General features: G+C 64.0%; 20 protein-coding genes. 9 read left to right on the forward strand and 11 right to left on the reverse strand.

Going from position 1 to position 24803, the window contains the following annotated elements; genetic code table 11:
• Positions 1 to 4: 4 nt before the first annotated feature.
• Both JGU72_RS13455 and JGU72_RS13460 read right to left on the reverse strand, forming a co-directional pair.
• Complete coding sequence (locus JGU72_RS13455; protein WP_199684380.1) at positions 5 to 886, reverse strand: TauD/TfdA dioxygenase family protein; 882 nt, start codon at positions 884 to 886, stop codon at positions 5 to 7.
• 20 nt (positions 887 to 906) lie between these two features.
• Positions 907 to 1896 (reverse strand): quinone oxidoreductase family protein, encoded by a 990-nt coding sequence (locus JGU72_RS13460; RefSeq protein ID WP_307828426.1) that lies wholly within the window; start codon positions 1894 to 1896, stop codon positions 907 to 909.
• A gap of 147 nt (positions 1897 to 2043) precedes the next feature.
• On the opposite strand from JGU72_RS13460, the gene JGU72_RS13465 reads away from it, so the two are divergent.
• Positions 2044 to 3081, forward strand: coding sequence for an AraC family transcriptional regulator (locus JGU72_RS13465; RefSeq protein WP_307828427.1), 1038 nt, complete (start codon positions 2044 to 2046; stop codon positions 3079 to 3081).
• Between the two features lie 13 nt (positions 3082 to 3094).
• On the opposite strand, the gene JGU72_RS13470 is transcribed toward JGU72_RS13465, so the two are convergent.
• Positions 3095 to 4246 carry a GGDEF domain-containing protein gene (locus tag JGU72_RS13470; protein ID WP_199684382.1) on the reverse strand — a complete coding sequence of 384 codons (1152 nt, stop codon included), beginning with the start codon at positions 4244 to 4246 and terminating at the stop codon, positions 3095 to 3097.
• A gap of 185 nt (positions 4247 to 4431) precedes the next feature.
• Between JGU72_RS13470 and JGU72_RS13475 the strand changes: the two genes are divergently transcribed.
• Positions 4432 to 5415, forward strand: a complete 984-nt coding sequence (locus JGU72_RS13475; protein ID WP_199684383.1) for an amidohydrolase family protein — start codon at positions 4432 to 4434, stop codon at positions 5413 to 5415.
• An 8-nt stretch (positions 5416 to 5423) separates the two neighbouring features.
• Here JGU72_RS13475 and JGU72_RS13480 read toward each other — a convergent pair whose 3' ends face one another.
• Positions 5424 to 6560: an MBL fold metallo-hydrolase gene (locus JGU72_RS13480; protein WP_374101115.1), complete on the reverse strand. Its 1137-nt coding sequence runs from the start codon at positions 6558 to 6560 to the stop codon at positions 5424 to 5426.
• Positions 6561 to 6787: 227 nt separating this feature from the next.
• On the opposite strand from JGU72_RS13480, the gene JGU72_RS13485 reads away from it, so the two are divergent.
• Positions 6788 to 9025 carry an NADP-dependent isocitrate dehydrogenase gene (locus JGU72_RS13485; protein ID WP_199684385.1) on the forward strand — a complete coding sequence of 746 codons (2238 nt, stop codon included), beginning with the start codon at positions 6788 to 6790 and terminating at the stop codon, positions 9023 to 9025.
• A gap of 94 nt (positions 9026 to 9119) precedes the next feature.
• Here the strand turns inward: JGU72_RS13485 and JGU72_RS13490 are convergent, their stop codons facing one another.
• The 4 genes from JGU72_RS13490 to JGU72_RS13505 form a co-directional block, all read right to left on the reverse strand.
• Positions 9120 to 10475: an LLM class flavin-dependent oxidoreductase gene (locus JGU72_RS13490; RefSeq protein ID WP_199684386.1), complete on the reverse strand. Its 1356-nt coding sequence runs from the start codon at positions 10473 to 10475 to the stop codon at positions 9120 to 9122.
• Positions 10476 to 10616: 141 nt separating this feature from the next.
• Positions 10617 to 12035, reverse strand: a complete 1419-nt coding sequence (locus tag JGU72_RS13495) for an amidase (protein WP_199684387.1) — start codon at positions 12033 to 12035, stop codon at positions 10617 to 10619.
• Between the two features lie 22 nt (positions 12036 to 12057).
• The gene (locus JGU72_RS13500) at positions 12058 to 12630 is read right to left on the reverse strand and encodes a GNAT family N-acetyltransferase (protein WP_199684388.1); all 573 of its coding nucleotides are present in this window, start codon (positions 12628 to 12630) and stop codon (positions 12058 to 12060) included.
• Positions 12631 to 12740: 110 nt separating this feature from the next.
• Positions 12741 to 13373, reverse strand: a complete 633-nt coding sequence (locus JGU72_RS13505) for an FHA domain-containing protein (RefSeq protein WP_199684389.1) — start codon at positions 13371 to 13373, stop codon at positions 12741 to 12743.
• A 166-nt stretch (positions 13374 to 13539) separates the two neighbouring features.
• On the opposite strand from JGU72_RS13505, the gene JGU72_RS13510 reads away from it, so the two are divergent.
• The 3 genes from JGU72_RS13510 (at position 13540) to JGU72_RS13520 (ending at position 16323) form a co-directional block, all read left to right on the forward strand.
• Complete coding sequence (locus JGU72_RS13510; RefSeq protein WP_199684390.1) at positions 13540 to 13959, forward strand: ChaB family protein; 420 nt, start codon at positions 13540 to 13542, stop codon at positions 13957 to 13959.
• A gap of 124 nt (positions 13960 to 14083) precedes the next feature.
• On the forward strand, positions 14084 to 15508 hold the full coding sequence (locus tag JGU72_RS13515; RefSeq protein WP_199684391.1) for an MFS transporter: 1425 nt from the start codon (positions 14084 to 14086) through the stop codon (positions 15506 to 15508).
• A complete protein-coding gene (locus JGU72_RS13520; RefSeq protein WP_199684392.1) occupies positions 15505 to 16323 on the forward strand; it encodes an arylamine N-acetyltransferase family protein in 819 nt (272 codons plus the stop codon). Before JGU72_RS13515 ends, JGU72_RS13520 begins: the two co-directional genes overlap by 4 nt.
• A gap of 9 nt (positions 16324 to 16332) precedes the next feature.
• Here the strand turns inward: JGU72_RS13520 and JGU72_RS13525 are convergent, their stop codons facing one another.
• A complete protein-coding gene (locus tag JGU72_RS13525) occupies positions 16333 to 16509 on the reverse strand; it encodes a hypothetical protein (protein ID WP_199684393.1) in 177 nt (58 codons plus the stop codon).
• Positions 16510 to 16627: 118 nt separating this feature from the next.
• Here JGU72_RS13525 and JGU72_RS13530 point away from each other — a divergent pair, with 118 nt between their 5' ends.
• Positions 16628 to 17578 (forward strand): homocysteine S-methyltransferase family protein, encoded by a 951-nt coding sequence (locus tag JGU72_RS13530; protein ID WP_199684394.1) that lies wholly within the window; start codon positions 16628 to 16630, stop codon positions 17576 to 17578.
• 4 nt (positions 17579 to 17582) lie between these two features.
• Here JGU72_RS13530 and JGU72_RS13535 read toward each other — a convergent pair whose 3' ends face one another.
• On the reverse strand, positions 17583 to 18890 hold the full coding sequence (locus JGU72_RS13535; RefSeq protein ID WP_307828428.1) for an MFS transporter: 1308 nt from the start codon (positions 18888 to 18890) through the stop codon (positions 17583 to 17585).
• A gap of 94 nt (positions 18891 to 18984) precedes the next feature.
• A complete protein-coding gene (locus JGU72_RS13540; protein WP_199684395.1) occupies positions 18985 to 19728 on the reverse strand; it encodes a glycoside hydrolase family 25 protein in 744 nt (247 codons plus the stop codon).
• Positions 19729 to 20008: 280 nt separating this feature from the next.
• Between JGU72_RS13540 and JGU72_RS13545 the strand changes: the two genes are divergently transcribed.
• Complete coding sequence (locus tag JGU72_RS13545) at positions 20009 to 23542, forward strand: penicillin-binding transpeptidase domain-containing protein (RefSeq protein ID WP_199684396.1); 3534 nt, start codon at positions 20009 to 20011, stop codon at positions 23540 to 23542.
• Between the two features lie 23 nt (positions 23543 to 23565).
• Complete coding sequence (locus tag JGU72_RS13550; protein WP_199684397.1) at positions 23566 to 24609, forward strand: hypothetical protein; 1044 nt, start codon at positions 23566 to 23568, stop codon at positions 24607 to 24609.
• Positions 24610 to 24803 lie beyond the last annotated feature (194 nt).

Below are 24803 nucleotides of genomic sequence, written 5' to 3' on the forward strand. Positions count from 1 at the left end.
GTGGTCAGAAGGGGCGGTCACCCGCGATGCCGGCGCGTTCCATGCGTCGGACGCCGGGCCAGTAGTCCTGGACCGCGTAGTGCTGGGTGCAGCGGTTGTCCCAGATGGCGAAGCTGTCCGGCGTCCAGCGCCAACGAACCTGGAATTCGGGAACAGTCGCTTGGCTCAGCAAATAGCGCAGGAGGTCGGCGGCGCCGGGTGCGTAGTCGAGGCCGAACCGCACGTTCTCCGGCGTGTGGAAGTTGGTGAAATGCGTGGTGAACGAGTTGACGAACAGCACCTTGTCGCCTGTCTCGGGGTGGGTGCGGACAACCGGGTGCTCGGCGTCGGGAAAACGCCGGTGCAGCTCCGCACGCTTCTCCGTCGGCATGACGGCCCCGAAGCTCGACTCGATGCTGTGGCGCGCCCGCAGTCCGGCGATGCGCTCCTTGATGTTGCGGGGCAGACGTTCGTAGGCCGCGACCATGTCCACCCAGATCGTGTCGCCGCCGACCGCGGGACCTTCGATGCAGCGCAGCACCGAGCCCATCGGCGGGTTGTCCCGCCACGTTGCGTCGCAATGAAAGGCGTTCTCGTAGTGCTCGGGCGGGCTGTCGAGATCCTTGTAGATCCGCACGAGACCGGGATGCGTGGGGTCGCTGCCCAGCACGGGGTGGTCTTCGAGAGTGCCGAAACGCTCAGCGAGCGCGACGTGGTCCGCACGGTTGATCGGCTGATCACGAACGAAAAGCACCTTGTGCCGCAGGAGAAGTGAGCGAAACTCGGTAAAAAGCTCGGCGTCGTGTGCCACCTCGGCGAGGTCGACGTCGAACAGTTCGGCACCAAGGCCGGCGGTCAGGCGCTCGGCGCGAATACGAATGGACGGTGGGACAGTGGCTGTGGTCATGGTCGTTTCCAGTTCTCGATCTAGACGGTCAGGACGGACGAGCCGACACTGATGCCGGCTTCGAGGTCGTCGTGTGCACGCGCGGCATCGGACAGTTGGTAGCGCTGGTTGATGTCGATCGCGATTCGTCCGCTGGCGACGTGGTCGAACAGCTCGCCCGCGAGTTCCGCTCGCTCGGTGTGGTCGGCGATGTAGTCGGCGAGTGCGGGTCTTGTGACGAAGATCGAGCCCTTGATCGCGAGTTGCATCGCGTTGATCGGCGGGATGGGCCCGGACGCGGTGCCGAAGCACACAAGCAGTCCGCGTCGCGCCACGCAGTCGAGCGAGGTGTGGAACGTCGTCGCGCCGATGCTGTCCAGAACGACCGGCACACCCGCCCCGCCGGTGAGCTCACGCACCCGGGCGACGACGTCTTCGTCGCGGTACAGAATCACGTGGTCGCAGCCGTGGGCTCGCGCGATCTCCGCCTTTGCAGCGGTCGAGACCGTGCCGATCACGTTGAGGCCGAGCAGCTTTGCCCACTGCGTGACGATGAGGCCGACGCCCCCGGCAGCGGCGTGCAGCAGGATCGTGTCGCCCTCGCGGTAGTTGTAGATTCTAAGCATCAGGTACGCGGATGTGAGCCCACGCATCGTCATCGCGGCGGCAGTGTCAAACTCGATCGCGTCAGGCAACGAGATCAAGTGCTCGGCCGGCATGACGCGCACTGTGCTGTACGCGCCGAGCGGGCTGCCCGTGTACGTGACCCGGTCGCCCGGCGCGAAGCCGACTACGTCGGCGCCGATCGCCTCGACGACTCCGGCGGCCTCGACCCCCATGCCTGCCGGCAGTGGCGACGGATAGAGACCGGTGCGGAAGTAGGTGTCGGCAAAGTTCAGTCCGACTGCGCCGTGCCGCACACGGACCTCGCCAGGGCCCGGATCGCCGACCGCTACCGTCTCCCAGCGGAGAACTTCCGGCCCGCCGGTCTCGTAGAAGCGAATTGCCTTGGCGTCTGTCTGCCTGGTCACCCGGTGTTCCTTTCTGCTGATCCGACCGCGGCGGTCGGTTGTGATGCAGATGACACTACGAAGCTGAAACCGGCTAAACTGTTCTTGACGGGACGTTGTTCTATTCATATCGGGACACCGCGGAGACCCGGCTCACACTCTTGGGAGGTGCTATCACCCTTGCGAAGTGCGGCGAAGCCCCTCGCGCGGTACGCCTCGCTGGCCAACTTCGTCGAGCTGACGCAGACGCTCGGTGCCGACCCAGCGACGCTCCTCCGCCGCGCCGGCCTAGATCCGGCCGGCGTCCGTTTGCAGGATCGCTGGGTGCCCGCAGCATCGGTCGCCGAACTCCTCGAACGGACCGCGGTGGAAACCGGCAAGTCCGACCTCGGCCTGCGGCTGGCGGAGTTACGGCGACTCTCACATCTCGGACCGGTCAGTCTCGTGCTGCGCGAAGAACCGGATGTTCGCAGTGCACTGCAACTGCTGGTCCGGTCGGAGAACATGTACAACGAGGCGCTACATACGCGGGTGAGCAGCGCCGATGGGATTGCGTCAGCCCGTATCGAACTCGATCTGGGCACGCGGCAGCCGCACCACCAATCCACCGACCTGGCCGTCGGCGTCCTGTTCGGCTTCCTGCGCGGACTGCTCGGCCCGGACTGGCGACCGCTGGCGGTGTGCTTCACGCACCCCGAGCCGGCCGACCCTACGACCGCGCGCCGGATGTTCCCGTGCACCGTGCGCTACGACCACGATTTCGACGGGGTCGTGCTGTACGAAAGCGACCTCGACCGACCGAATGCACTGTCGGACCCGCAGCTTCGAACCTACATTCAGCGAGTTCTACCGCCGACCGACGCCGCTGGGCGAGATCCGCGCACCGCAGCACGGGTGCGGGAGCTGATCGAAATGCTGCTCCCCACCGGCCGTTGTTCGGTCGAACAGGTCGCTCGCAGCATGGGTGTCGACAGACGGACAGTGCATCGCCGTCTGACCGCGGAAGGGACTACGTTCAGCGCGGTACTCGACGCTGCACGGACCGAATTGGCGCGGCATCTCGTCGGGGGTCGACGGCACTCGTTCACAGAAGTCGCCGCCTTGCTGGGGTTCGCGTCGCCGAGCAACTTCTCGCGCTGGTTCCGCGATCGGTTCGAGGCCAGCCCCCGCGGGTGGCGCGCGACGTCAGTCGGTCGACCCCGCTAGTCGTCGATAGTCGCTACTCCGCCACGGCCGTGCAGTTTCGCCCCCGTGACTTCGCGTCGTACAACGCGCGGTCTGCCGCATCCAGCAAGGCGGGCAAAGACATTCGTGGCCCAGCGGTCGCGACCCCGAAGCTCGCCGTGACCGCGGCGCTCGCACCGCCGTAGGAGATCGACTGCCTCGCGAGGCGCGTGCGCACCGACTCGGCGAATTCGAGGGCCACTCGCGAATCGGTGTCCGGTAGCAACACCGCGAACTCCTCACCGCCGATTCGGCCTGCGACCTGCCCGATGTCCGGTGCGGTTCGGAGGACTCGCGCAAACGTCGCCAGGGCGAAGTCTCCACCGGCATGTCCGAGTGCGTCGTTGACCTCTTTGAAGAAGTCGAGATCAGCCAATATCAGTGTGCTGGTGGGGGTTCGACTCAACGTGACTGCGGCTTGTTCGGTGAAACCACGGCGGTTCAGCAGCCCGGTCAGCTCGTCTCGATCGCGCTGAAACCGGAGGTCGGAAACGATGTCCACGAGGGTTACGGCGAGCAACGTCACCATCAGACCCGGGAGAAGCAACGCACTGGCGATGATCAGACCGATTTCGAGGGGCGACGCGAGGTAGGCGTCCAACTCCGCGTCGGTGGTGATCTCGCGCGGAACGTCGGAAAACGGTACCAACAACACATTCACGAGCAGACCGAGCGCCAGTGCCGATGTCGCAATCACTGTCACGCGGTCCGAGACCTGCCGCCACGTGGTGGTCCACAGCTTGCTCGCGACGAACAGCAGCAACAACCCGACGCCGAGATTCTGCGTAGTGATGCGGCCGACCATGAGTGGCGTCACGTACGCGAAGTAGCACACCGCAACCGCCAGAACGACGACGAACGTGACCGCGGTCCGCCGACCCAACCGCTGGCCGGAGCGCCGGAGCAGACCGTCGACGAGCAATACGAAACCGATGGGAAACAAGACGCCGTGGATCGTTGCCAGGAGCGCGATATCGGCGTTGATGGACAGAGCCGCTGTCCCGGCAAAGTAGAACGCGATCATGCCCGCGAAGGACAGAGCGTGTCGACGGCTTCGATCGATGCTCCAGAGCACCACGAAAACCAGCGCGATGCCGATCATTGCAAAGGACCCCAGATTGACCACGAACAGCCAATCTCGGCCCATCACAATGCCTCTCGTCTCGGCTCAGCAAGCGTGTACACAGCGGCCGGCGGGGCGCCGGGCAACACGATCGCATCACCCACTTCACCGGCATCGTAGCGGTTTCGCCGCAACGATCTGGCGCAGATTATTCGGCCACTATGGGAGATTCCTGTGCGACTCCAGATCGGAAGTGTTTTGATACCCAAGTGTCCTTGATTGCGCTCGAAGAGCATTACGCCTGGGATCCGGCGAGCGATGGCAATGTCGTTGCGACATGGCTGCGTTCGAACAATCCCCTCGGGTACGACCGGCTGTACGACCGCGGACCCCTACGGCTCGAGCAGATGGACGCAGCCGGAATCGATTTCCAGATCCTGTCGCTGTTCGACCCCGGCGTGCAGGACCGCACCGATGTCGCTCAGGCGATCGAGCACGCGCGCCTCGCCAACGACAACCTGGCCGAGACGGTGCGCGACAACCCAAGTCGCTTCGGCGGGTTCGCAACCCTGGCGACTCAGGATCCCGACGCCGCCGCGGCCGAATTCGAGCGCGCAGTAACGGATCTCGGCCTTGTCGGTGCGTTGATCAACGGGCATTGCCAGGGACGCTATCTCGACGATCCGGCGTACGAGGGATTGTTCGAACGCGCTGAAGCGTTGGGTGCACCCATCTACCTGCATCCGACGACGCCGCACAAGGCGGTCATGGAAGCGTGGTTTGCGCCCTACGTCAACGACGGAATGCACCTTGCGTCATGGGGCTTCTCGGTCGAAACCGGCACACATGTGCTGCGACTGATCTACTCGGGCTTGTTCGACAAGTTCCCCGGTTTGCAGATGATCATCGGCCACCTCGGGGAAATGCTGCCGTTCAATGCGTATCGCGCCGACCGCTATTACGGACTCGGCGGCGACGGGGTCAAGCGCCTCAAGCGGCTCCCCTCGGAGTACTTGCGCGACAACTTTCACGTGACGACGAGCGGCAACTTCAATCCCCCGGCGTTCGCATGCACGCTCGAAGTGATGGGCGCCGACCGCGTGATGTTCTCGGTCGACTATCCGATGGACAACAACGTCGACGGCGCGCGGTTCTTGGCCGACTTCCCCATGGAGGAGTCGACGCGTCGAAAAGTGAGCTCGGAGAACGCTGTACGGCTCTTCGGCGACCGTATCCCGGCCGCCCTCGCGTGACCTCCTGATCAGAGCTCGAAGACGCCGCCGTCCTTGCCGACTGTGACTTTCCCCGAGTAGTGCATCCCGACTTTGCCGAGCCATTCCGAATCCGGTAGGTCGCTCGGCTGGTAGTGGCTCAGGATCACATGCTTCGCGTTGGCCGCCGCGGCAACCTCTCCGACCTGCTCAGCCGAGGTGTGCGAGTTCTTCAGGTAATTCGGTGGGAACCTATTGCCGTAGTAGGCATCGTCGAGACTGAACTGGGCCTCGTGGACGAGAATGTCGGTGTCCTTGGCGAGCAGGATCAGATTGTCGGACTTCGTCGTGTCACCCGAGAACGTCACTGACTTTCCGGACTTCTTCAAATCGAAGCGGAACGCGAACGCCGGGTAGGTGTCGTAGTGGGAAACCAGTGTCGCGGTGACGTCGATATTGTCGTCGGACATAACTGAGAACGGATCGGTTTTCGGCGCCCTGTTCTGGTAGTCCGAGCCTGGTGGCACCACAATCTCGTTGACCTTCAAAGTGTCTTGAATGTCGACGATCCCCATGTCACGGATGAAGAGGTTGCTGGTGTACGCATACGCCTGCACCAACGCCGCAGTAGTCGTCGCCAGCCCGCGGGCGGGTTCGGCCGGATCCACGATGGGCGGATTCGCGTTGCCGATCTGGCTCGGCGGCAACCCACCGGCCGGGCCGGGCCCGTACACCTGCACCGCGGCTTTGCCCGGTTTTGCGGTGTAGCCGCCCGATAGGAAGAAACTGAAGTAGTCGACCATGTGGTCGGTGTGCAGGTGGGTGATGAACATGCTCTTGAGATTCTCGAAGGTGAGCCCGGCGTTCGTGAACGCGTTGAACGAGCCTAGGCCACAATCGATTTGGTAGACATCGTCGCCGATCTTCAGCGCCGATGAGATGCCGATTCTGCCGCGAATGGGCGGTGGACCCGCCGCGACACCCAAAGTGATGAGGGCGTTGTCGGGCAGCGTCGGTGCGGGCTCGGGCGATGGTGCAGAACTCTCCGATGGAGAGTCCGATGACGAATCGGAACTGCAGGCCGCTGCTGTGAGCAACGCGCCACCGATGACTGCGGACATGGAGCCCGCTATGGCGGACCTCCGCGAAATGCCACCCTTGCCGTGGAAGTCCATGCCGAACAGGATAAGACGTTGCGACTGTCCAACTGGGCAGAATGCTGCCGGGGGTTCGAATCTTGCGTGAGCAAGACCCGGACCGACCACAGTTGCAGGTCTGGTGGGTATCGTCGTGGCCGAAGCTCAACCACCGCGCCGACCGCAGCCAAAGCTGCGACCGACGCGGTGATCGAGCCGCCGCTACCCGCGGCAACCCCCAAAGCATCTGACCAAGACAGCAACGCCGGGAGAACACAATGAATGCCCAGCAGCCGACCATCATCTACACGCTGACCGACGAGGCACCCTTCCTCGCGACAGCCGCCTTCCTTCCGATCGTTCGCGCATTCACCGAACCGGCGGGCATCAAGATCGAGACCAGCGACATCTCGCTGGCAGCGCGTATCCTCGCGGAATTTCCCGATCGCCTCACCGACGAGCAACGCGTGCCGAACAATCTCGAGGAACTCGGTCGGCTGACGCAACTGCCCGAGACCAACATCATCAAGCTGCCGAACATCAGCGCGTCGGTGCCGCAGCTTGCGGCCGCCATCAGGGAGTTGCAGGGCAAGGGCTACGACCTCCCCGACTTCCCGCAGGATCCGAAGACCGACGAAGAGAAGGAGACCCGCGACCGGTACGCCAAGTGCCTGGGGAGCGCGGTGAACCCTGTGCTGCGCGAAGGTAACTCAGATCGTCGCGCGCCCAAGGCGGTCAAGGAGTACGTGCGGAAGCACCCGCACAGCATGGGCGAATGGTCGATGGCGTCGCGCAGTCACGTTGCGCACATGAAGCACGGCGATTTCTACCACGGCGAAAAGTCGATGACATTGGACCGTGCCCGGGATCTGAAGATGGAGCTGCTGACAAAGAGCGGCGAGACGATCGTGCTCAAGCCCGAGGTCTCGATGGGTGAGGGCGATGTCATCGACAGCATGTTCATGAGCCGGAAGGCGTTGCTCGAATTCTACGAGGAGCAGATGGAGGACGCGCGCAAGACCGGCGTCATGTTCTCGCTGCATGTGAAGGCGACGATGATGAAGGTCTCGCACCCCATCGTCTTCGGTCATGCTGTCCGAATCTTCTACAAGGATGCGTTCGCCAAGCACCAGGAGCTGTTCGACGAGCTCGGCGTGAACGTCAACAACGGTCTCGGCGATCTCTACGACAAGATCGAGACACTCCCCCAGTCGCAGCGTGACGAGATCATCAAAGATCTGCACGAATGTCACGAACACCGACCGGAGCTGGCGATGGTCGACTCGGCCCGGGGAATTTCGAATTTCCATTCACCGAGCGACGTGATCGTCGATGCCTCGATGCCCGCGATGATTCGCGCCGGCGGCAAAATGTACGGCGCCGACGGACGGACCAAAGACGCCAAGGCCGTGATGCCCGAGTCGACGTTCGCGCGGATCTACCAGGAGATCATCAACTTCTGTAAGACCAACGGCGCCTTCGATCCGGTGACGATGGGCACGGTTCCCAACGTCGGCCTCATGGCGCAGAAGGCCGAAGAGTACGGCAGTCACGACAAGACGTTCGAAATTCCCGAGGACGGCGACGCCAACATCGTCGACATCGCCACCGGCGAAGTGCTGCTGACCCAGCACGTGGAGGCGGGCGATATCTGGCGGATGTGCACGGTAAAGGACGCGCCGATCCGCGACTGGGTGAAACTCGCCGTGACCCGCGCACGCGACTCCGGCATGCCGGTCCTCTTCTGGCTCGACCCGTACCGCCCGCACGAGAACGAGCTGATCAAGAAGGTCCACCTGTACCTGAAGGATCACGACACGACCGGCCTCGACATTCAGATCATGTCGCAGGTGCGATCAATGCGATACACACTTGAACGCGCGATGCGCGGACTCGACACCATCGCTGCCACCGGCAACATCCTGCGCGACTACCTGACCGACCTGTTTCCGATCTTGGAGCTGGGCACCAGCGCCAAGATGTTGTCCATCGTGCCTCTGATGGCGGGCGGCGGCCTGTACGAAACGGGAGCCGGCGGATCCGCGCCCAAGCATGTCAAGCAGCTGACCGAGGAAAATCACCTGCGCTGGGATTCGCTCGGCGAGTTCCTCGCGCTCGCGGTCAGCCTGGAAGATCTGGGCCGCAAGGAAGACAACCACAAAGCAAAAATCCTCGCGACGACCCTCGACACCGCGACCGGAAAGCTGCTCGAGCACAACAAGAATCCATCGCGCAAGACCGGCGAACTGGACAACCGCGGCAGCCAGTTCTACCTTGCGCTGTACTGGGCGCAGGACCTTGCCGCGCAAACCGACGACGAGGAACTGGCGAAGCAGTTCACACAGCTGGCACAGACACTGGCCGACAACGAGGAGGCCATCGTGGCCGAACTCGCCGCGGTCCAGGGCGAAGCAGTCGACATCGGTGGTTACTACTACACCGATGCCGACAAACTTGCCGCGGTGATGCGGCCGAGCAAGACGTTGAACGCTGCATTGTCCGGCGCGCAAGACTGACTCTGAAGTACGCGAAAGGGCGGCCACCGGAAGTAGTTCCGGTGGCCGCCCTTCCGTCGTTCAGTTGCCAGCTCCCATAAGCGCAGGCTGATCGTCAGGCAACGGCGACTCGACGGGGTGCCGGTGTGAGGCTCGCTTCGCCGAGTCCGAGGTGGTCACGCAAAGTCGTCCCGGTGTAATCGGTGCGGAACAGGCCGCGCCGCTGTAGTTCCGGGACAACGAGGTCGACGAAGTCGTCGAACGTTCCCGGCGCCTGCGCCGCCGACAGAATATAGCCATCGGCCTCGCCGCCGTGAAAGCCCTCTTCGATCTGGTCGGCGATCTGGGTCGGAGTTCCGACGAACTGCGGGAGCAGCACGCCTTGTGCGTACAGCTTTCCGATGTCGCGCAGTGTCAGGTTGTCGTTCACGCTGAGCCGCCGAGCGACGTCGAACAGACCCTGTGTGCCGGGGACGAGAATGTCTTCCACGGGCGAGTCCAGGTCGTACTGCGAGAAATCGTGATCGGTGTGCACCGACAGCGTGATCAGACCCGAGATCGGGTCGGCCAACTCATTGTGGAATGCCTGCTTCTCGCGCGCGATTGCCTCGGTTTCGCCGATGAACGGGACGAACGACGGGAAGATTTTGATCTCGTCTGGATTCCGGCCGAAGTTCGACGCCCGTGACTTCACGTCGTCGTAGTACGCGCGGCGCCCTTCGGGAGTCGGGTCGATCTCGAAAATCGCCTCTGCCCAGCGCGCCGCGAAATCCTTACCGACGTTGGATGATCCAGCCTGTATGAGCACAGGCCGACTCTGCGGTGAATGCGGGACGGTCAGCGGTCCGCGGGACCGGAACCAGGTGCCCTCGTGATCGATGGTCCGCACCTTGTCCGGATCCGCGAAGACGCCGGAGGCCTTGTCCTGCACGAGAGCGTCGCGGTCCCAGCTCCCCCACAGTTTCAGCGCGACCTCGAGGAACTCGTGTGCGCGTTCGTAACGCTCGTCGTGGCCGAGATGGTTGTCGAGACCGAAGTTCTGGGCTTCGGCCTGGTTCAACGATGTGACAACGTTCCACGCCGACCGCCCGCGCGAGAGGTGATCGAGCGTCGAGAAGATCCGGGCCACCTCGTACGGGTGGAAGTACGTGGTGGACTTGGTGATTGCGACGCCGATCTTCTCGGTCACGTTCACCAGACTCGCCGCGACCAGCGCTGGGTCGATCGTCGCGGACGCCTGTGTGCCACTGCTCAGCGGCACCCGAATGTCGTTGCCGTAGCGCACCGGCGTTGCGAGGAGGTCCGCGAAGAACAGGAAGTCGAACTTTCCGCGCTCGAGCGTCTGCGCGACGCGGCGGTAGTAGTCGGGGCCGAGGTAATCCGTCTCCGATCCGGGATGCCGCCATGCCGCGTGCGAATGCGTGACGTGCGAGGCGATCAGGAAGCCGGCCAGGTGTAGCTCACGTGTCACGGGAAAGTCCTTGGTCTGTCGAATGTTTCGGCCCCCACACCGGGGGCGACCGCCTTTCGCAGCGGATCCGACTCAACCTTCGACCGAGGCGGTCACCGTGTCAGCGGTTCTACCCACGGTGATATTTAGTCGGCCGGTGGGTCAGCCGGGGATGACGCCCGGGCGCCGTTCACCGGCTTTCGTGACCTGCTCGATGGCATGCGCGATGCCGAGTGCCTGGAAGTCTTGGTGATGCGGAGCCACGACCTGCACCCCGATGGGGGGGCCCTCCTTCGAGAATCCGACCGGCACTGCCGTCGCGGGGCATTCCGTGACCGACACCAGGATTGCCGCCTGCATCCAGCCGAGATAGTCCGCCATCTCGACGCCGGCAACGCTGGTCGGATACTCCAGGTCCGCGTCGAACGGGAGTGCCTGACACGAGGGCAGGACGAGCGCATCGTATCCCTGGAAAAATGCGAGGACCCGGTTGTACAGCGCACCGCGCAAGGCACTCGCGCGAGCAACGTCCGGCCCTGTCAAAGCGCGGCCCTGTTCGACATTCGAGCGAATCGTCTGCTTGACCATGTCCGGCGCGCGATCGACGAGGTCACCGAACATCAGTACGTAATTGAGCGTCCGCAGGGTAGTGAAGACTTCGCTACCGCCCGTGAAGTCGACGCAGTCCGAGACGACCGTCGCGCCCAGCTCCGTCAGCGTTGCAACCTGCGCTTCGACCAGTGCTGCGACCTCCGGATCGACGACGACCGCGCCACCGAGATCGGGTGACAACGCGATTCGCATGCCGTCCAGCCGAGTCGGCAGGGCGGCGGTGAAGATCGATCCGGGTTCGGGCAGTGAGACCGTGGCCCGCGGGTCCGGGCCTGCCTGCACCGACAGCAACAACGCCGCGTCAGCCACGGTTCGGCCCATCGGCCCCTGCGAGGCGAGGGTGAACCACGGGTCCTGTACCGGCCACGTCGGCACTCGCCCGGGCGACGGGCGGTGGCCGACGACGTTGCAGAACGACGCCGGATTGCGCAGCGATCCGCCCATGTCGCTACCGTCGGCCAGCGAGACCATTCCGCAGGTCAGCGCGGCCGCAGAGCCGCCGCTCGAGCCGCCGGCCGACCGGTCGAGCGCGTAGGGATTGCGCGTGACGCCGAACACGCGGTTGAAGGTATGCGAGCCTGCGCCGAACTCCGGAGTGTTGGTCTTGCCCAGGATGACGGCGCCTGCGGCGCGTTCCCTCGCGACCAGCAGTTCGTCGGCGTCCGGAACATTGTTCGCGAGGACGGGAGACCCGTAGGTCGTACGCATGCCCGCGGTCGCGTGAAGATCCTTTATACCGAGGGTGAGGCCGTGCAGTGGGCCGAGCAGCCGACCGGACGCTTGCGATTCGTCTGCGGCGGCCGCCGCCTTCTCCGCTGCCTCGGCGTCGAGCGTCACGACGGCATTCACCTCGGAGTTCGTCGCCTCGATCCGCGCGAGGGATTCCGCCAGCAACTCGCGGGCCGAGACCTTCCCGTCTCGGAGCAGGGCCGCTTGTTCGGTGGCGGACAGATCGCACAGATCGGTCATCGAATTTCTCCTCTTCGGGTTGTCAACGCAGCTCGAGTCGCATGAGGACGCGCGGAAATGTGGCGAGCACAGACGTCGTGTCGGCCGCTTTCACGAAGCCCGCCTTCTCGAACAGGCGCCGAGTGCCGACGTAAGCCATCGTGAGATCGACTTTCGCGCCGGCGTTGTCGACCGGGTACCCCTCGACTACCGGAGCACCCTGATCGCGCGCGAATGCCACGGCACCCGCGAGCAGTCGATGCGAGATCCCCTCGCCGCGATGGCCGGGCCGAACCCGGATGCACCAGACCGACCACACGGGTCGATCGTCGACGTGCGGGATCTTCCGGTTGCGGGCAAACGTTGTATCGGCACGAGGTGCGACGGCCGCCCAACCGACGACGGTATCGCCGTCGTATGCGAGTACTCCAGGCGGTGGATCCGACCGCACAAGGCTTTTCACTCGCTCGCCACGCGCCGAGCCGCGCAACGAAAGGTTCTCCTTCGACGGAATGCGGTAGCTCAGACACCAGCACACGTTGGCGTCCGGACGTTTCGGACCGACCATCGCGGCGACATCGTCGAAAGCGGTCGCGGGCCGCGTTTCGATCACCATGTGGCCAGGATGCCACCCGCAGCGCGAGCCGGGGTCGAATCGCGCACTACCGGGTCCGAATAGTTCACTGCCACTGCTCATTCGGCTTCGAGCACGCCGACTCCCCCGCCTCAGCTCCCGAGGAGGTCGGCTACTTCGGTCGTCATGGCCCGATTGACGAGCGCCGAGCGCTTCCGGTTCTGCGGCAGTTCCGAGATGTCGAACCGTTCGTAGAGTGCCTGCAGGTGCCGTGCAACCGTCTCGACGGTGACGCCGAGTTCGGCGGCGATGTCTTGATTCGTAGCCGGATTGGCGAACTTCCGATTGTCCAGAAACGGTCGGCACAACGCGCGCAACACCGCGGTCTGGGCCTTCGTCAGCACCATCGGTTCGCCCGACCCCGCCGCGGTTCGCACGCCTTCCACCGGACCTTCGAACACCAGCTGCGCATCGCCGACGCCCACGGTGTCGCCGGCGCAGAGCCGGCGCCGCCCGAAGACGCGTTCGCCGTTGACGAATGTTCCGTTCGTCGACACCCCGTGGTCTGCGATGGTCCACTCGTCGGCGATCAGTTCGAGGACGGCGTGCAGTCGAGACACTTCGGGATGGCCGCTCAGCGGAATGTCAGCAGTCGAATCGCGGCCGATCGTCAGGCGCGGCGTGTTCTCGGCCAGCGGCACGAGAGTGTCCGCAGCCCCCGATTGCGGTACCCGAAGCCAGGACCGCCCAACAGCTTTCGTGGATTCCGCATCGTCGGCACTCATCAGCGGTAATCCTCCTGCGCACGAGTGATCGACGTAACCGGCTGTCGGAACGATTTCGATACTAGGGTTTGCGCGCGCCCGACGAAAGCGTGCCGCCACCCGCCGTTTCACTGGGGTCGCTGCGGGTATCCGAATTTCGAACCAGCTCCGATCGGAAGGGATGACCGTGCCGAAGACCACCAAGACCGGCAAACCCAAGCAGGACGAATTGTCCAGCACCTTGCAGAAGTCGGATGCCAAGGCGCAACGCACTTTCGCCAAGACCTACGATTCCGCGGCCGATCAGTACGGCGAAGGCGAACGTGCTCATCGCGTCGCGTACGACGCGTTGAAACACAGCTACGAGAAGGTCGGCGACCACTGGGAGGAGAAGGACAAGAAGGGGCCATCCGACGCGCGAGCCAAGAGCGGTGGACCGAATGCCAAGGGAAAGACCGCAGAGGGCGTCGACGCCAACTCGACAAAGAAGCACTTGCTCGATATCGCGCGCAGGCTCGACGTACGCGGCCGATCGACGATGAGAAAGGCCGACCTGGTTTCCGCCATCGAGAAGGCGAATCGGCGAGAGTCCGCCAAGAATCGGTGAACAGGCACGACCGAATACGATCCGGAACCCGGAATCTGTCGGCAGCTTTCGCTACCGTCGATTCGTGCCGGCCAGGAAACCGGGTCTTGACCTCAACCGAACTCGAGGCTTTAGCGTTCGTCGCATGACGCAAACGACGTTCGAAACCCCGGGTGCCGAGCAGCTCGGCACCTGGCGAGAACTCCTTGTCGGAAGGTACGCACCGGTTGCCGCCGTACTCGCCGGTGGCGTGCTGCTCGAGGCCAGCAATGTCTACATCACGACGAGCCTCCTGCCCACGATCGTTGCGGACATCGGGGGCGAGCAGTACTACGCGTGGACGATGACCTCGTTCCTGACCGCCTCCATCATCACGGCCATGCTGGTCAGCCGCATACTTACCAGGTACGGCTCGGTGAACGCATACGTTGCCGCGTTCGGCCTCTTCGCTGTCGGTTCGCTGCTGGCGGCATTGAGCCCGAACATGTTGGCACTCTTGGTCGGCCGCGCTGTGCAGGGTCTCGGTGGTGGACTGCTCGCCGGCCTTGGCTACGCCCTGCTCCAACGCGCACTGCCACAGCGACTCTGGGCACGAGGGGCCGCGCTCGTCTCGGCGATGTGGGGGGTCGGCAACATCCTCGGCCCACTTGCCGGTGGCTTGTTCGCCCAATTCGATTCGTGGCGCGGCGCGTTCGGTCTACTCGTCGCGTCCTCGGCCGTCCTCATCGTGATGACCGTGCGGGTCATCCCGCGTACGGCCAAGGGGACGCCGTCGGACGCCGTGCCGTTGGCTTCGCTGCTCCTGCTCACACTGTCCGTTGCGGCGGTGAGCATTGCCGGCATCGTCCCGCACGGGATCGCGACGATCGCGACGATCGCACTCGGACTCGGCTTCGGCGCATGGTTCATCGACCACGACCGGCGCGCCCACGGTGCGGTCCTGCCTGCCGTGACGTTCCACCGCGGCTCGACGTTGCCGTGGGTCTATGTGACGGTCGGCGTCTTGGCCTTCGGAATCGGCACCGAGGCGTTCATCCCGTACTTCGGTCAGGAAGTCGGCGGGCTTGCGCCGCTCGTCGCAGGCTTTTTGGGAGCCGCAATCTCCCTCGGCTGGTCGCTGTCGCAGATCGCCAGCGCGACCGCGACCAGACGGCAAACCGTGCGCCGGTTGACCACGGCCGGACCCCTCGTCCTCGGCGTCGGCCTCGCGCTCTATGGCGGCCTCACGGTAGAGGCGCCCAGCGGGTGGCTCGTCCTGGGTTGGTTCTTCGCGCTGTTCGCTGCAGGCACCGGCATCGGCATCGCGTTCCCACATCTCACCGTCAGCGCGTTCGCCAGCAGCAGCAGCGAAGAGGAGGGCGCGAAGGCCGCGTCCGGCATCAACACGGTCTTCATCATTGCCAGTGCATTCAGCGCTGCGCTCGCCGGAGTGCTGGTCAATCTTGGCGACTCCGTTGTAGATTCCGCGCACCTGCTGTTGTTCGCTTTCGCGGCGGTGGCTGCGCTCGGAGTGGTCCCTGCAGCGAGAGCGACTCTCACAGAACGCAATACGAACGGAGACCGTCGATGACCGATATCCTCACCCGATACCTCAAGCGGATCGAGCACCACCGACCGGCCAACGCAACCGAACAAGAACTCGCCGACCTCGTGACCGCACAGCTGACCGCGATCCCGTTCGAGAACCTCGACCCGCTGTGCGGCGTCCCCGTGGCCGACCTGACTCCGGAAGCATTGGCGAAGAAGATGGTCGACGGCAAGCGCGGCGGCTTCTGCTACGAGCTCAACGGCCTACTCCGATACGTTCTGGGCGAACTGGGGTACGAGGTCGTCGGGCTGTCCGGTCGCGTCGTATGGGGCGACACCAGTGGTGCCGTGCCGCCTCGTACGCACCACGTTCTGCAAGTGACTGTCCCCGAGACCGGCCGCACATTCCTGGTCGACGTCGGGTTCGGTACGCATACACTGCCAGCGCCGATCTTGTTGGAGAACAACGCAATCCAGCGGACGCCGCACGCCGACTACAACCTCGTCGGGTCCGATGGCCGATTCACGCTGAACATGCAGAGCAGTCGCGGCGACAAGCCGATGTACTACTTCGACACCGAACCGACCGAAGCGATCGACCTCCAGGTGGGCAGCTGGTATGCCTCCACCTTTCCCGGGTTTCCGTTCGTCGGCGCAATCGTTGCCGGACGAGTGACCCCGGAGGCCAAATGGGCGCTCGGTGGCGCCAGCCTCGTCGAATACCGTCCCGGGAAGGCTGTGCTCCGAACCGAACTGTCGAGCGCTGCCGAAGTCGTTCGGGTCCTGGGCGAAACCTTCGCGATCGACACCGACGCAATCGCGGGGTTGACCGACCACGTCGCAGCGGTCCTCGGATAGTCGAAGGTCCTACTGACCGTCCACGGTGCCGTCGGTGCCGCCGAGCGCCGCACCCGGCGACTCGTCGTCGGGCGTGCCGAGCGTTTTCTTATGCTCGGCGGCCCGGTAGATGTGTTCCTGTTCGTCCAGTCTTTCGGATTCGACACCGGGTTCGTTGCTGTGTGGAAAGGTCACCAGTTCTCGCATTCGCTAGGTCCGTAAACACCCGTGTTCCCCAGAGGACCGCCGGAGAAACCGGCGGCTACCGCCGGGATCGCGTGCGTGCGAAGATCAAAGCGAAGCGTCGGGCAGATGAGGAGCGAACATGCCCAAACAGTTTCCAACGCAGCAGCCCGGGGTGCACTACCTCACCGAGGGCGGCCAGGAAACCGAGATCATGTACAAGTACGGATTCGATCTCCCTTCCTTCGCGATGTTTCCGCTCTTGGACAATCCACGCGCTGTCACCGAGCTCCGCGGCATGTACGGCCGCTACCTCGAAACCGCAGCACGGTACGGATTCGGCGTTGTTGTCGGCGGACTCGACTACCGAGCCAGCCCTGATTGGGCGTCGCTCCTCGGGTATTCACGAGAAGCGTTGGCCGACTTTCAATTACGAGCGATAGATTTTCTGCGCGATGTGGCGGAACCGTACCGGGACCAGGTCCCCGCGATCATGTACGCGGGTGTTGTCGGCCCGCGCGGCGATGCCTACCAAGCGAACCGGACGATCACCGCGGACGAGGCCGAGGAGTATCACGGCGCACAACTCGCGACCCTCGCCAACGCCGGCGTCGACCTGGTCGAGGCGATGACGTTCAGCAGCGTGCCCGAGGTCATCGGACTTTCTCGCGCAGCCGCGCGAGTCGGTCTGCCGCTGGGTGTCCTGTTCACGCTCGACAGCACGACGCGACGGCTGGCGACCGGGCCCACGTTGAAGGAGGCAATCGAGGCGATCGACGCAGAGGCCGGCGCAGACCGACCCACGTTCTACGGCATCAATTGCTCGCACCCGTTGGAGTTCATGCCCGCGATCGAGCCGGGCGACTGGTTCGAGCGCGTGCGCTGCCTGCGACCCAATGCCGCGATGATGGACAAGATTTCCCTCTGCACGATCGGGCACCTCGAGGCGGGCGACCCAGCGCAGCTCGGTCAGCTGATGGGTGACTTGGCCGCGCAGTACCCGCATATCGACATGTGGGGCGGTTGCTGTGGCACGTGGGAGACCCACCTCGACGAGATTGCGCAAAACGTCCAGATCGTCAGGGCGCAGTAGGGCATCAGGCCAGGTTGCTGCGTGACAGCTCTGCCCAGAGCTCGGGATCGTCTGTCTTCATGCGTGCTCGTGCCTTGACTCGATAGCGCCAGATCTGGACGAGCCCGAGCGTCCAGAGGACGTACTGAAAGCTCATTGCCCAGCGAAATGCGTTCGGCGCGTAGTCGGTACTGGCACCGGGGGTCCGCCAATCGAGAATCAGGCCGATCGCGATCACGAGCACAAGGCTCGCGTAGAAACCACCTTGGTTGATGATTCCCGTAGCGCTGGCCAGTCGGTGGGGCGGGTTCGACGTTCGGCCCAGGTCGAAGCCGATCATCGACGCCGGCCCACCGATACCGGTCACGATCACGAGCAGAATGAGCAGCCACAGTGGCGCATTGCCGGGCCACGCGAGTACCACGGTCCACACGGCGACTATCGAGGACACGATGCCGAGCACGATCGTGGACCGATGCCACGGTCGCACGGTGATCCGCCAGCCCAGAACCGGTCCGGCGCTGATCACCGCCAGCACCATGATGGTGAGCAGCAATCCGGCGACCTCGTTGCTCGTCCCTTCGCCGCGGACGAAGAAGGGGTAGCCCCACAGCAAGCCCAGCGTGGTTGCGCTGAACTGCGTCGAGAAGTGCATCCAGAACCCCAATCGGGTTCCAGGATGCTCCCACGATTGCGCGAGGCTATGGCGAATCTCTGCCGGCGTCAGCGACGGACCGCGTAGCGAACGCGACCCGGGCGCATCGTGGACCACCAGAATCAAGGCAATGATCAGCACCACGCCGAAGGATGCGGCGAAGAGGTACGCCCTGGTCCAGCCGAGTTGGCCGAGCGCGAACGTCATCGGAACGGCCGCGATGATCGCGCCCGCTTGACCGATGACGCCCGTCAGCTGGGTGACCAGCGGAATGCGCCGTGGGCCGAACCAGCTGTTGACCAGCCGGAGAACACAGATGAAGGTCATCGCGTCGCCCATGCCGACGAACACCCTCGCCGTCAGCGCCGGCAGATAGCTGTCGGCAAAGGCGAATCCGGTTTGGGCGAGGGTCAAAAGGACTGCGCCGACCAGCAGTACGTTGCGCGGACCGAAGCGGTCGACCAGCAGGCCGACCGGAATTTGCATCAACGCGTAGACGAGCAGCTGAAGCATCGTGAACGTCGCGAGTTGCGCGGCGTTGATGTCGAATCGATCGGTCGCGGCCAAACCTGCGACTGCGAGCGACGATCGGTGGAAGACCGCCAGCAGGTAGACGAGCAACCCGACGATCCAGATGCCGATCGCCTGTTTCAAACGACGTTCGACAGGTTCGGTCACTGCCCCAGTCTAGGAACCGGGTCGACAGGGCCTGAAACCTTGTGCGCGGTTGGCGAGTCCATGGACTCGCCAACCGCGCACAGGGGCTAGCCCGTTACATGCCGTAGAAGCCCTGTGTGGCCCACTCGGTCAGCGGACCCAACGTGCCGTTGTAGACGTTGCTGTCGCACGGAACGCTGATGCCCGGGATCGTTGCTGCGTCGGTCGTCTGCCAGAACACCCAGTTCGTCCAGCCACCGACGAGGTAGGGGTCCTTCACGTCCTTGCCCCAGTCGGAGATCCAGAGCGGGTACTGCGAGAACTCGTGGGTGTCGTTGACACCGTCCTCCCAGAACTCCGTGGTGTAGATGATGGCCTTCTTACCGGTCATCACCTCGACCACATTGAGCCAGCGGTGCAACCAGTTGATGATGGTTGCCGCGGAAGCTCCGTTGGACCGTTCGACGGCGATGAGCGGTGGCAGCGAACCCATGACGTTCTGCGGGAAGACCGTCGTCACGTAGTGGATCGCCTGCATTTCCGGCGACTCACCGAAGACTGGGAAGTGGTAGGCGCCGCGGAGCACACCGGCCGCACGCATCCGCGCCGTGTCGTCGTTGAAGTACGGGTTGACGTAGTCCGTGCCTTCGGTCGCCTTGATCATGCCGAAGTCGTGGCCGGCATCCTTGACCGCCTGCCAGTCGATCGGCGCCCCGCCGACGTGCTGGTGCGAGGAGATATCCGGACCGGTCGGCCGATCTTCGGCCTGCGCGGTCGGCGTCGCGACGAGCGCGACCACCAACGCGAGCGGGACAGCAGAGAACAGCGTTCGACGAAAAACGGGGAGCACCGAGACCATGGCTGAGGACGCTATCGCGACAGCGTGCGCCGAGCAAGCCAAACACGAAGAAACGGACAACGGCCACGACCCGCCGTAGCAGTTGTGCAACACCGGAATCAGTCTGTGGGGCATAATTCGGAGGACCCCGTTCACGCCCGGCAAGTCCCTTGTGTCGTATTTCACCTGCGGAATCGGGTCGGGGCTTTGCCCTGCCGATGTCGGGTACGATCTTCCGAGCGCCGGATCCATCTATGTTCACGGTAGATTGAGCGCAACTTTGATCACGCGCGTGCAACGGATGGAGGTCGTTATAGTGCTTCGCGGCCTCGATGCACTCTTTTTAGATGGCTGGATCGGCATTAGCCGACTGTTCATTTTGTCCGGCCTCGGGCTCGCGATTGTGAACGGTTTACGGTTCCTCGCTGATCGCCCCAGCGCAGCATTTCCCGTCATCGCAGCGCCGTCCGCCGCTGCCCGCGCGAGTGCAGCCAGATATTTCCACGGCGGGTACGCGTCACTGGGCTGGCCGCTGCTGCTTGTATGGCTCGGCTTCTGGGTCGGCACGCACCTCCGGACCACACCCTGGGAACTGATCGCCGGTTTACCAATTGCCGTGCTGGCCGTTCTCGGAATCCGAGTGCTGCGTACGGCGCACGCGAAGCGCGGCGACGAATTCATTGCCGGTCCCGCGGTCGCCGTTCTTTTGGCAATGCTCACGCTCGTGCAATTCGGGCTTTTGCTGGTCGTCCGATTGGTCGTCGTGAGTCAGCCGGACGACGGCTTGGAAGCGGGACTCTCTGCCGAACATGCCGCGGATGGATTACGGACCGTCGTACTTCCCGCTGCGACGCTGCTCATTGCGGTTGCCGTGACGATTCTCGCGCAGCGGCGGGGCACGGAATTTGCACCGGGTGTCCGCCTGCGGTTTGCACGGATAAAGGCCATTCTCTTCGATCGGCCGCGCACATGGGCGCGGCAATTCTCCCCCGACGCGCGATACATCGCCGCAATCGGATTCGTGTTCCTGCTTTATGCCGCGCCGCTCCTGGACGACGGAATGGTCATAGGCGGTGTAGCGACGCCCGAGTACGGCAAGATCGTCTACTTCGCCGTCCTGGCGCTCGTCATGGCGGAGTATGCGCACCTCTTCCGGGCGCGCTCCAGCCGCCAGCCCGGCTGGCGCGAATTCCTTCGTGCGCGCCGGCACATCGCATACCCCATCGCGCTCTTCTGCGCCGTCGGCGTCGCGAGCGTCCTGAAACTGGATATGGGCCCGACGATCCCGGTTTTCGCCGGCACAGCCGTCGTGATGCTCTACGTCATTGCGATCCAGTCCGGACGGGCACAGAATGTCGCCGACCAGCACGGGATCAGACGAGCGTTCGCGTGGTTGCGGGACGCCACACGGTCGGCACGCCCGCTGCTCCCGATCGCAATCGTCGTCCTGATCGGCATCGCGATCATGTTCCTCACGCCGTACATCTCCGTGCGCGCAGAGGTCTGGAAAGACCCGTGGAAGTTCAATTGGTCGCCGCCGTGCTCGGCGCCGCCCGCGACCGCAGTCGTGCCGCCGACTCCGCCCGGAACCGAAGCCTGCATCGAAACGCTGATCGGTTACTCGGCAAGTAATCGTTCGCAGATCGCGCATTCGCTTTCCGACGTCGCCGACGGCGGGCTGTGGGGCCGCGGTTTGACCGACACGACGTCGGGTCGGCTCCCGGCGGGATCGACCGACTTCATTTTCGCGGTGATCTGGAGCAAGCTCGGCGGAATTGTCGTCGCGATGCTCGGGGCGGTTCTTGCAATTCTCGCCGCGGGACTGGCGAGGCTCGGGCGATATCTCAGCACGGACGAAGACGCCGAATCCTCGAGCAGGCTTCGCGCCGACCGACTTTTCGTTCTCGGAGTCGTCGGAGCGATTGTCGGCCAGTTCCTGTTCGTGCTGGCCGCGACATTGAATGTCGTGCCGCACTCGGGCATTACTGCACCATTTCTTTCCCGTGGTGCGCAGTCGACGATGGCGCTTTCTTTGGGCGTATTCCTGGCAATGGTGTGGCAATACGCCGCGAGTGCGCCGCGAGTTCGAACCGACAGACCAACAGCGGCGGCCACCGACAAGACGTCCGGCACTCCACCGTGGTTGCTTCGGCAGTGGATTCCCGCGGGCGCCTTTGCGCTTGCCTGCTTCATGCTGACCGCCAACATCACGTTGAACCCGTATTCCGGTTACGACGAGAGCAGGCCGTTCTGCTCCTCCACCGATCCGATCGTCGATCCTGAACTGTGCTCGACCGACCGCATCGCCTACGCCCGGACAACCGTCGAGTTGAAGATCGACGGCGTCCCGCAGTATCTGCACGATCGCTCGGCGATGCGCTGGGAACCGATCGGCCGGCCGATGCTCACGCCGGCGCAGATGGGTGGGCTCATTCAGGTCGGCAACATCGCCGGTGCGCTCGAGCCGACTCTCGGAGAAACGCTGGGTACGTCGCTTCGTGCGCGCGTCCTGCCGCCGTCGATGAGCGAGGCGGAGCCCGGCGTCATCGACCTCTCCGTCAACCCGGAGATCCAGCGGACCGCCGCAACCGCACTGAACGCAGATGCGAACGGCGCCGGTCCCCTTGCCGGCGGCGTCGTGGTCATCGATGCGGCGAACGGTCACATCCTTTCGGCTTCGAGCGCGCCGGGTGTCGACGCGCCTGTTCAGTCGGTCGCCCCGATCGATGACGATGTCAAAGCCGAGTTCGCCGAAGACCATTCCTGGGGTCAGATGACCGCAGGCGGAATCGACGAGTCCGGGCCCGACTGCTCCTTGACCGGGATCGACCGTGAGCAATGCGGGCGGTGGATCCTGCAGCCGGTTCCGGCGCGCGAGGCGGCCGCTGACACACGCCGCTTCGTCGAGAACGATCCAGTCGTGGACCAGCCCCAGCCGAAGGTCAACCGCGCCTTCGACACCACGTACGGACTCGGTTCGGCCTTCGAGGTTGTCGTCGCCGCCGCGTACCTCACCGAACCGAACACGTCGGCGTCCGATCTCATCCCGGCGCCCGAATCGGTGGACCTCGGCTACGACCAGGTCATCTACAACGAAGACGGTGCCGAGTGCGCAGGCACGGTCGACGGTGAGCTGTCGTTGACCGATGCCCTCGCGGTTTCGTGCAATACAGCCTTCGTCGCACTGAGCCAGCAGATCGGTTGGCCCAAGATTCGCGACACCGCACGAAGCCTCGGCTTCGAGCCGAGTTCGGCACCGGAAGGCACGCCTGCCTGGCTCGCCGGCGTCACGATCGGCAGCGGGTCGCGAGTTCCGGAAGGCCCCGAGAACGCAGGTTTGGTGAGCAACGTCTTCGCCGGTGGCGAGGTCGTCGGTACGCCGTTGCAAATGGCGACCGTCATGGCGGCAATTGCCAACGGCGGCACCGTTATTCAGCCGACCTTGATCACCTCGACGACAGCGGCCGGCGGCGGGCCCACGAAGACGATCTGGGGTCAGTCACGCTCTGTTCTGACGCGCGATCAGGCCGGCGAGCTCCGCCAGGCACTGTCGGCGACGACGGGCGAGAACGGCACCGCAGCAGCGCTCGACGCCGGCGGCGACCGGCAGCTGTGGGTGAAGACGGGAACTTACGACGTTGTCGACGGTGACCTCCCCAGCCCGCCCGGGCAATTCACTCGCCAGATCACGTGGCTCGTCGGCTTTCTCGACACGCAAGCCGGTCCCGTTTCCTTCGCGGTGGCAGTCGAGAGCCGCGATGAGGCCTCGGGTGCCGATCGTGTGAGGTGGGTCGCTCAACAGGTGATCGATGCCATTGTGAAGGAGCGGGGATAGCGGTACGTCCCTATCCTGACGACGTGACCGACAACGTTTCCGCACCCGAAGCAGCTACAACCGGGGAGAAAGCCGACCTACTGCTGACAGCTCTCGTCGAGTATTGGCGGCAGCAGTTGACCGGTCCCGCGTTGGACGTACTACTCGAGCGCGAGGTGGATGACGCGCTCGATACTGCGGATCGCCTGACGTTGAATCAGGTCGTCACGCCGGAGCAGATCACGACGACGGCGCAGAAGTACGCCACCCAATGGCGCATCGAAGGTTCCATTCCGGAGCTTGCCGGTGAGATTGCGAGGCGCTTGTACGCGCACAGCGCGCACGATCGTGAACCGCTGCGCCTACTGCTCGACCAGCGTCAGTTCGAAGAGTTCACGGCCTCTCTCGCCGGTCTACCCGCGTTCGGGCGATTGATCGACCGGCTGTATGCGAGTCCCCTCACCACCAGTTGGGCGTCGTGGTTCGTCCATCGCATCGCGACCGATGTGGTCGCGGACAATCGGCGGGTGGCAGAGAAGGTCCCCGGCGTCACCGAGGTCATCAACGTCGGTGCCCAGATCCTCGGCAAGATCGCGCCGAACGCCGGACGTGAGGCGGATCTGCGCCTTCAGGAGCTCTCCGAGCGCATCGTTCGCTATGTCCAGGCAAAGACGCGCACCGCCCAGCCCCTGGACGACACGGGCGTTTTCGTCGACGCGGCTGCCGACCTCTGGCGCGAGCACGAGAACGATCCGATCAGTTCGTTCGGCGATCTGCTCTCGACCGACGACATCGAGGACCTCATGGTCCTGGCGTTCGAGTTCTTCTTCACCTTCCGCACGACGGACTACTTCCGAGAGCTCCTGGCCGAGGGGGTCGGCTACTTCTTCGAAAAGTACGGCGAAGCGACGTTGGCCGAGTTGCTCGAAGACATCGGTGTCGGGCGCGCGGACATACTCGAGGAAGCTAGGCGTTTCGCGCCCTCGATCCTGCAGCTGGTGCTGGACAACGGGATGTTCGAGGACTGGATTCGGCGCACCCACGCCGACTTCTTCAACTCTCCCGCAGTCCATACAATCCTTGCGTGAACCGCACTCGTTGATCACGTGCAAATAACGACCATTTGGGATCTAAACCTCGAAAACGTTGCGAAACGATCAATATCGTTACGAAGCAACCATTTATTTCTGTGAGCCGGGACACAATCTGCATGGCTCGAATAACTCCTGGTAGGCATACCATTCGCCGCACGGCCAACACCTGAACACCTGTCCAGAACCCC

It is taken from the genome of Antrihabitans auranticaus, from assembly GCF_016481275.1.
In the GTDB taxonomy this organism is placed as follows: Bacteria; Actinomycetota; Actinomycetes; order Mycobacteriales; family Mycobacteriaceae; genus Antrihabitans.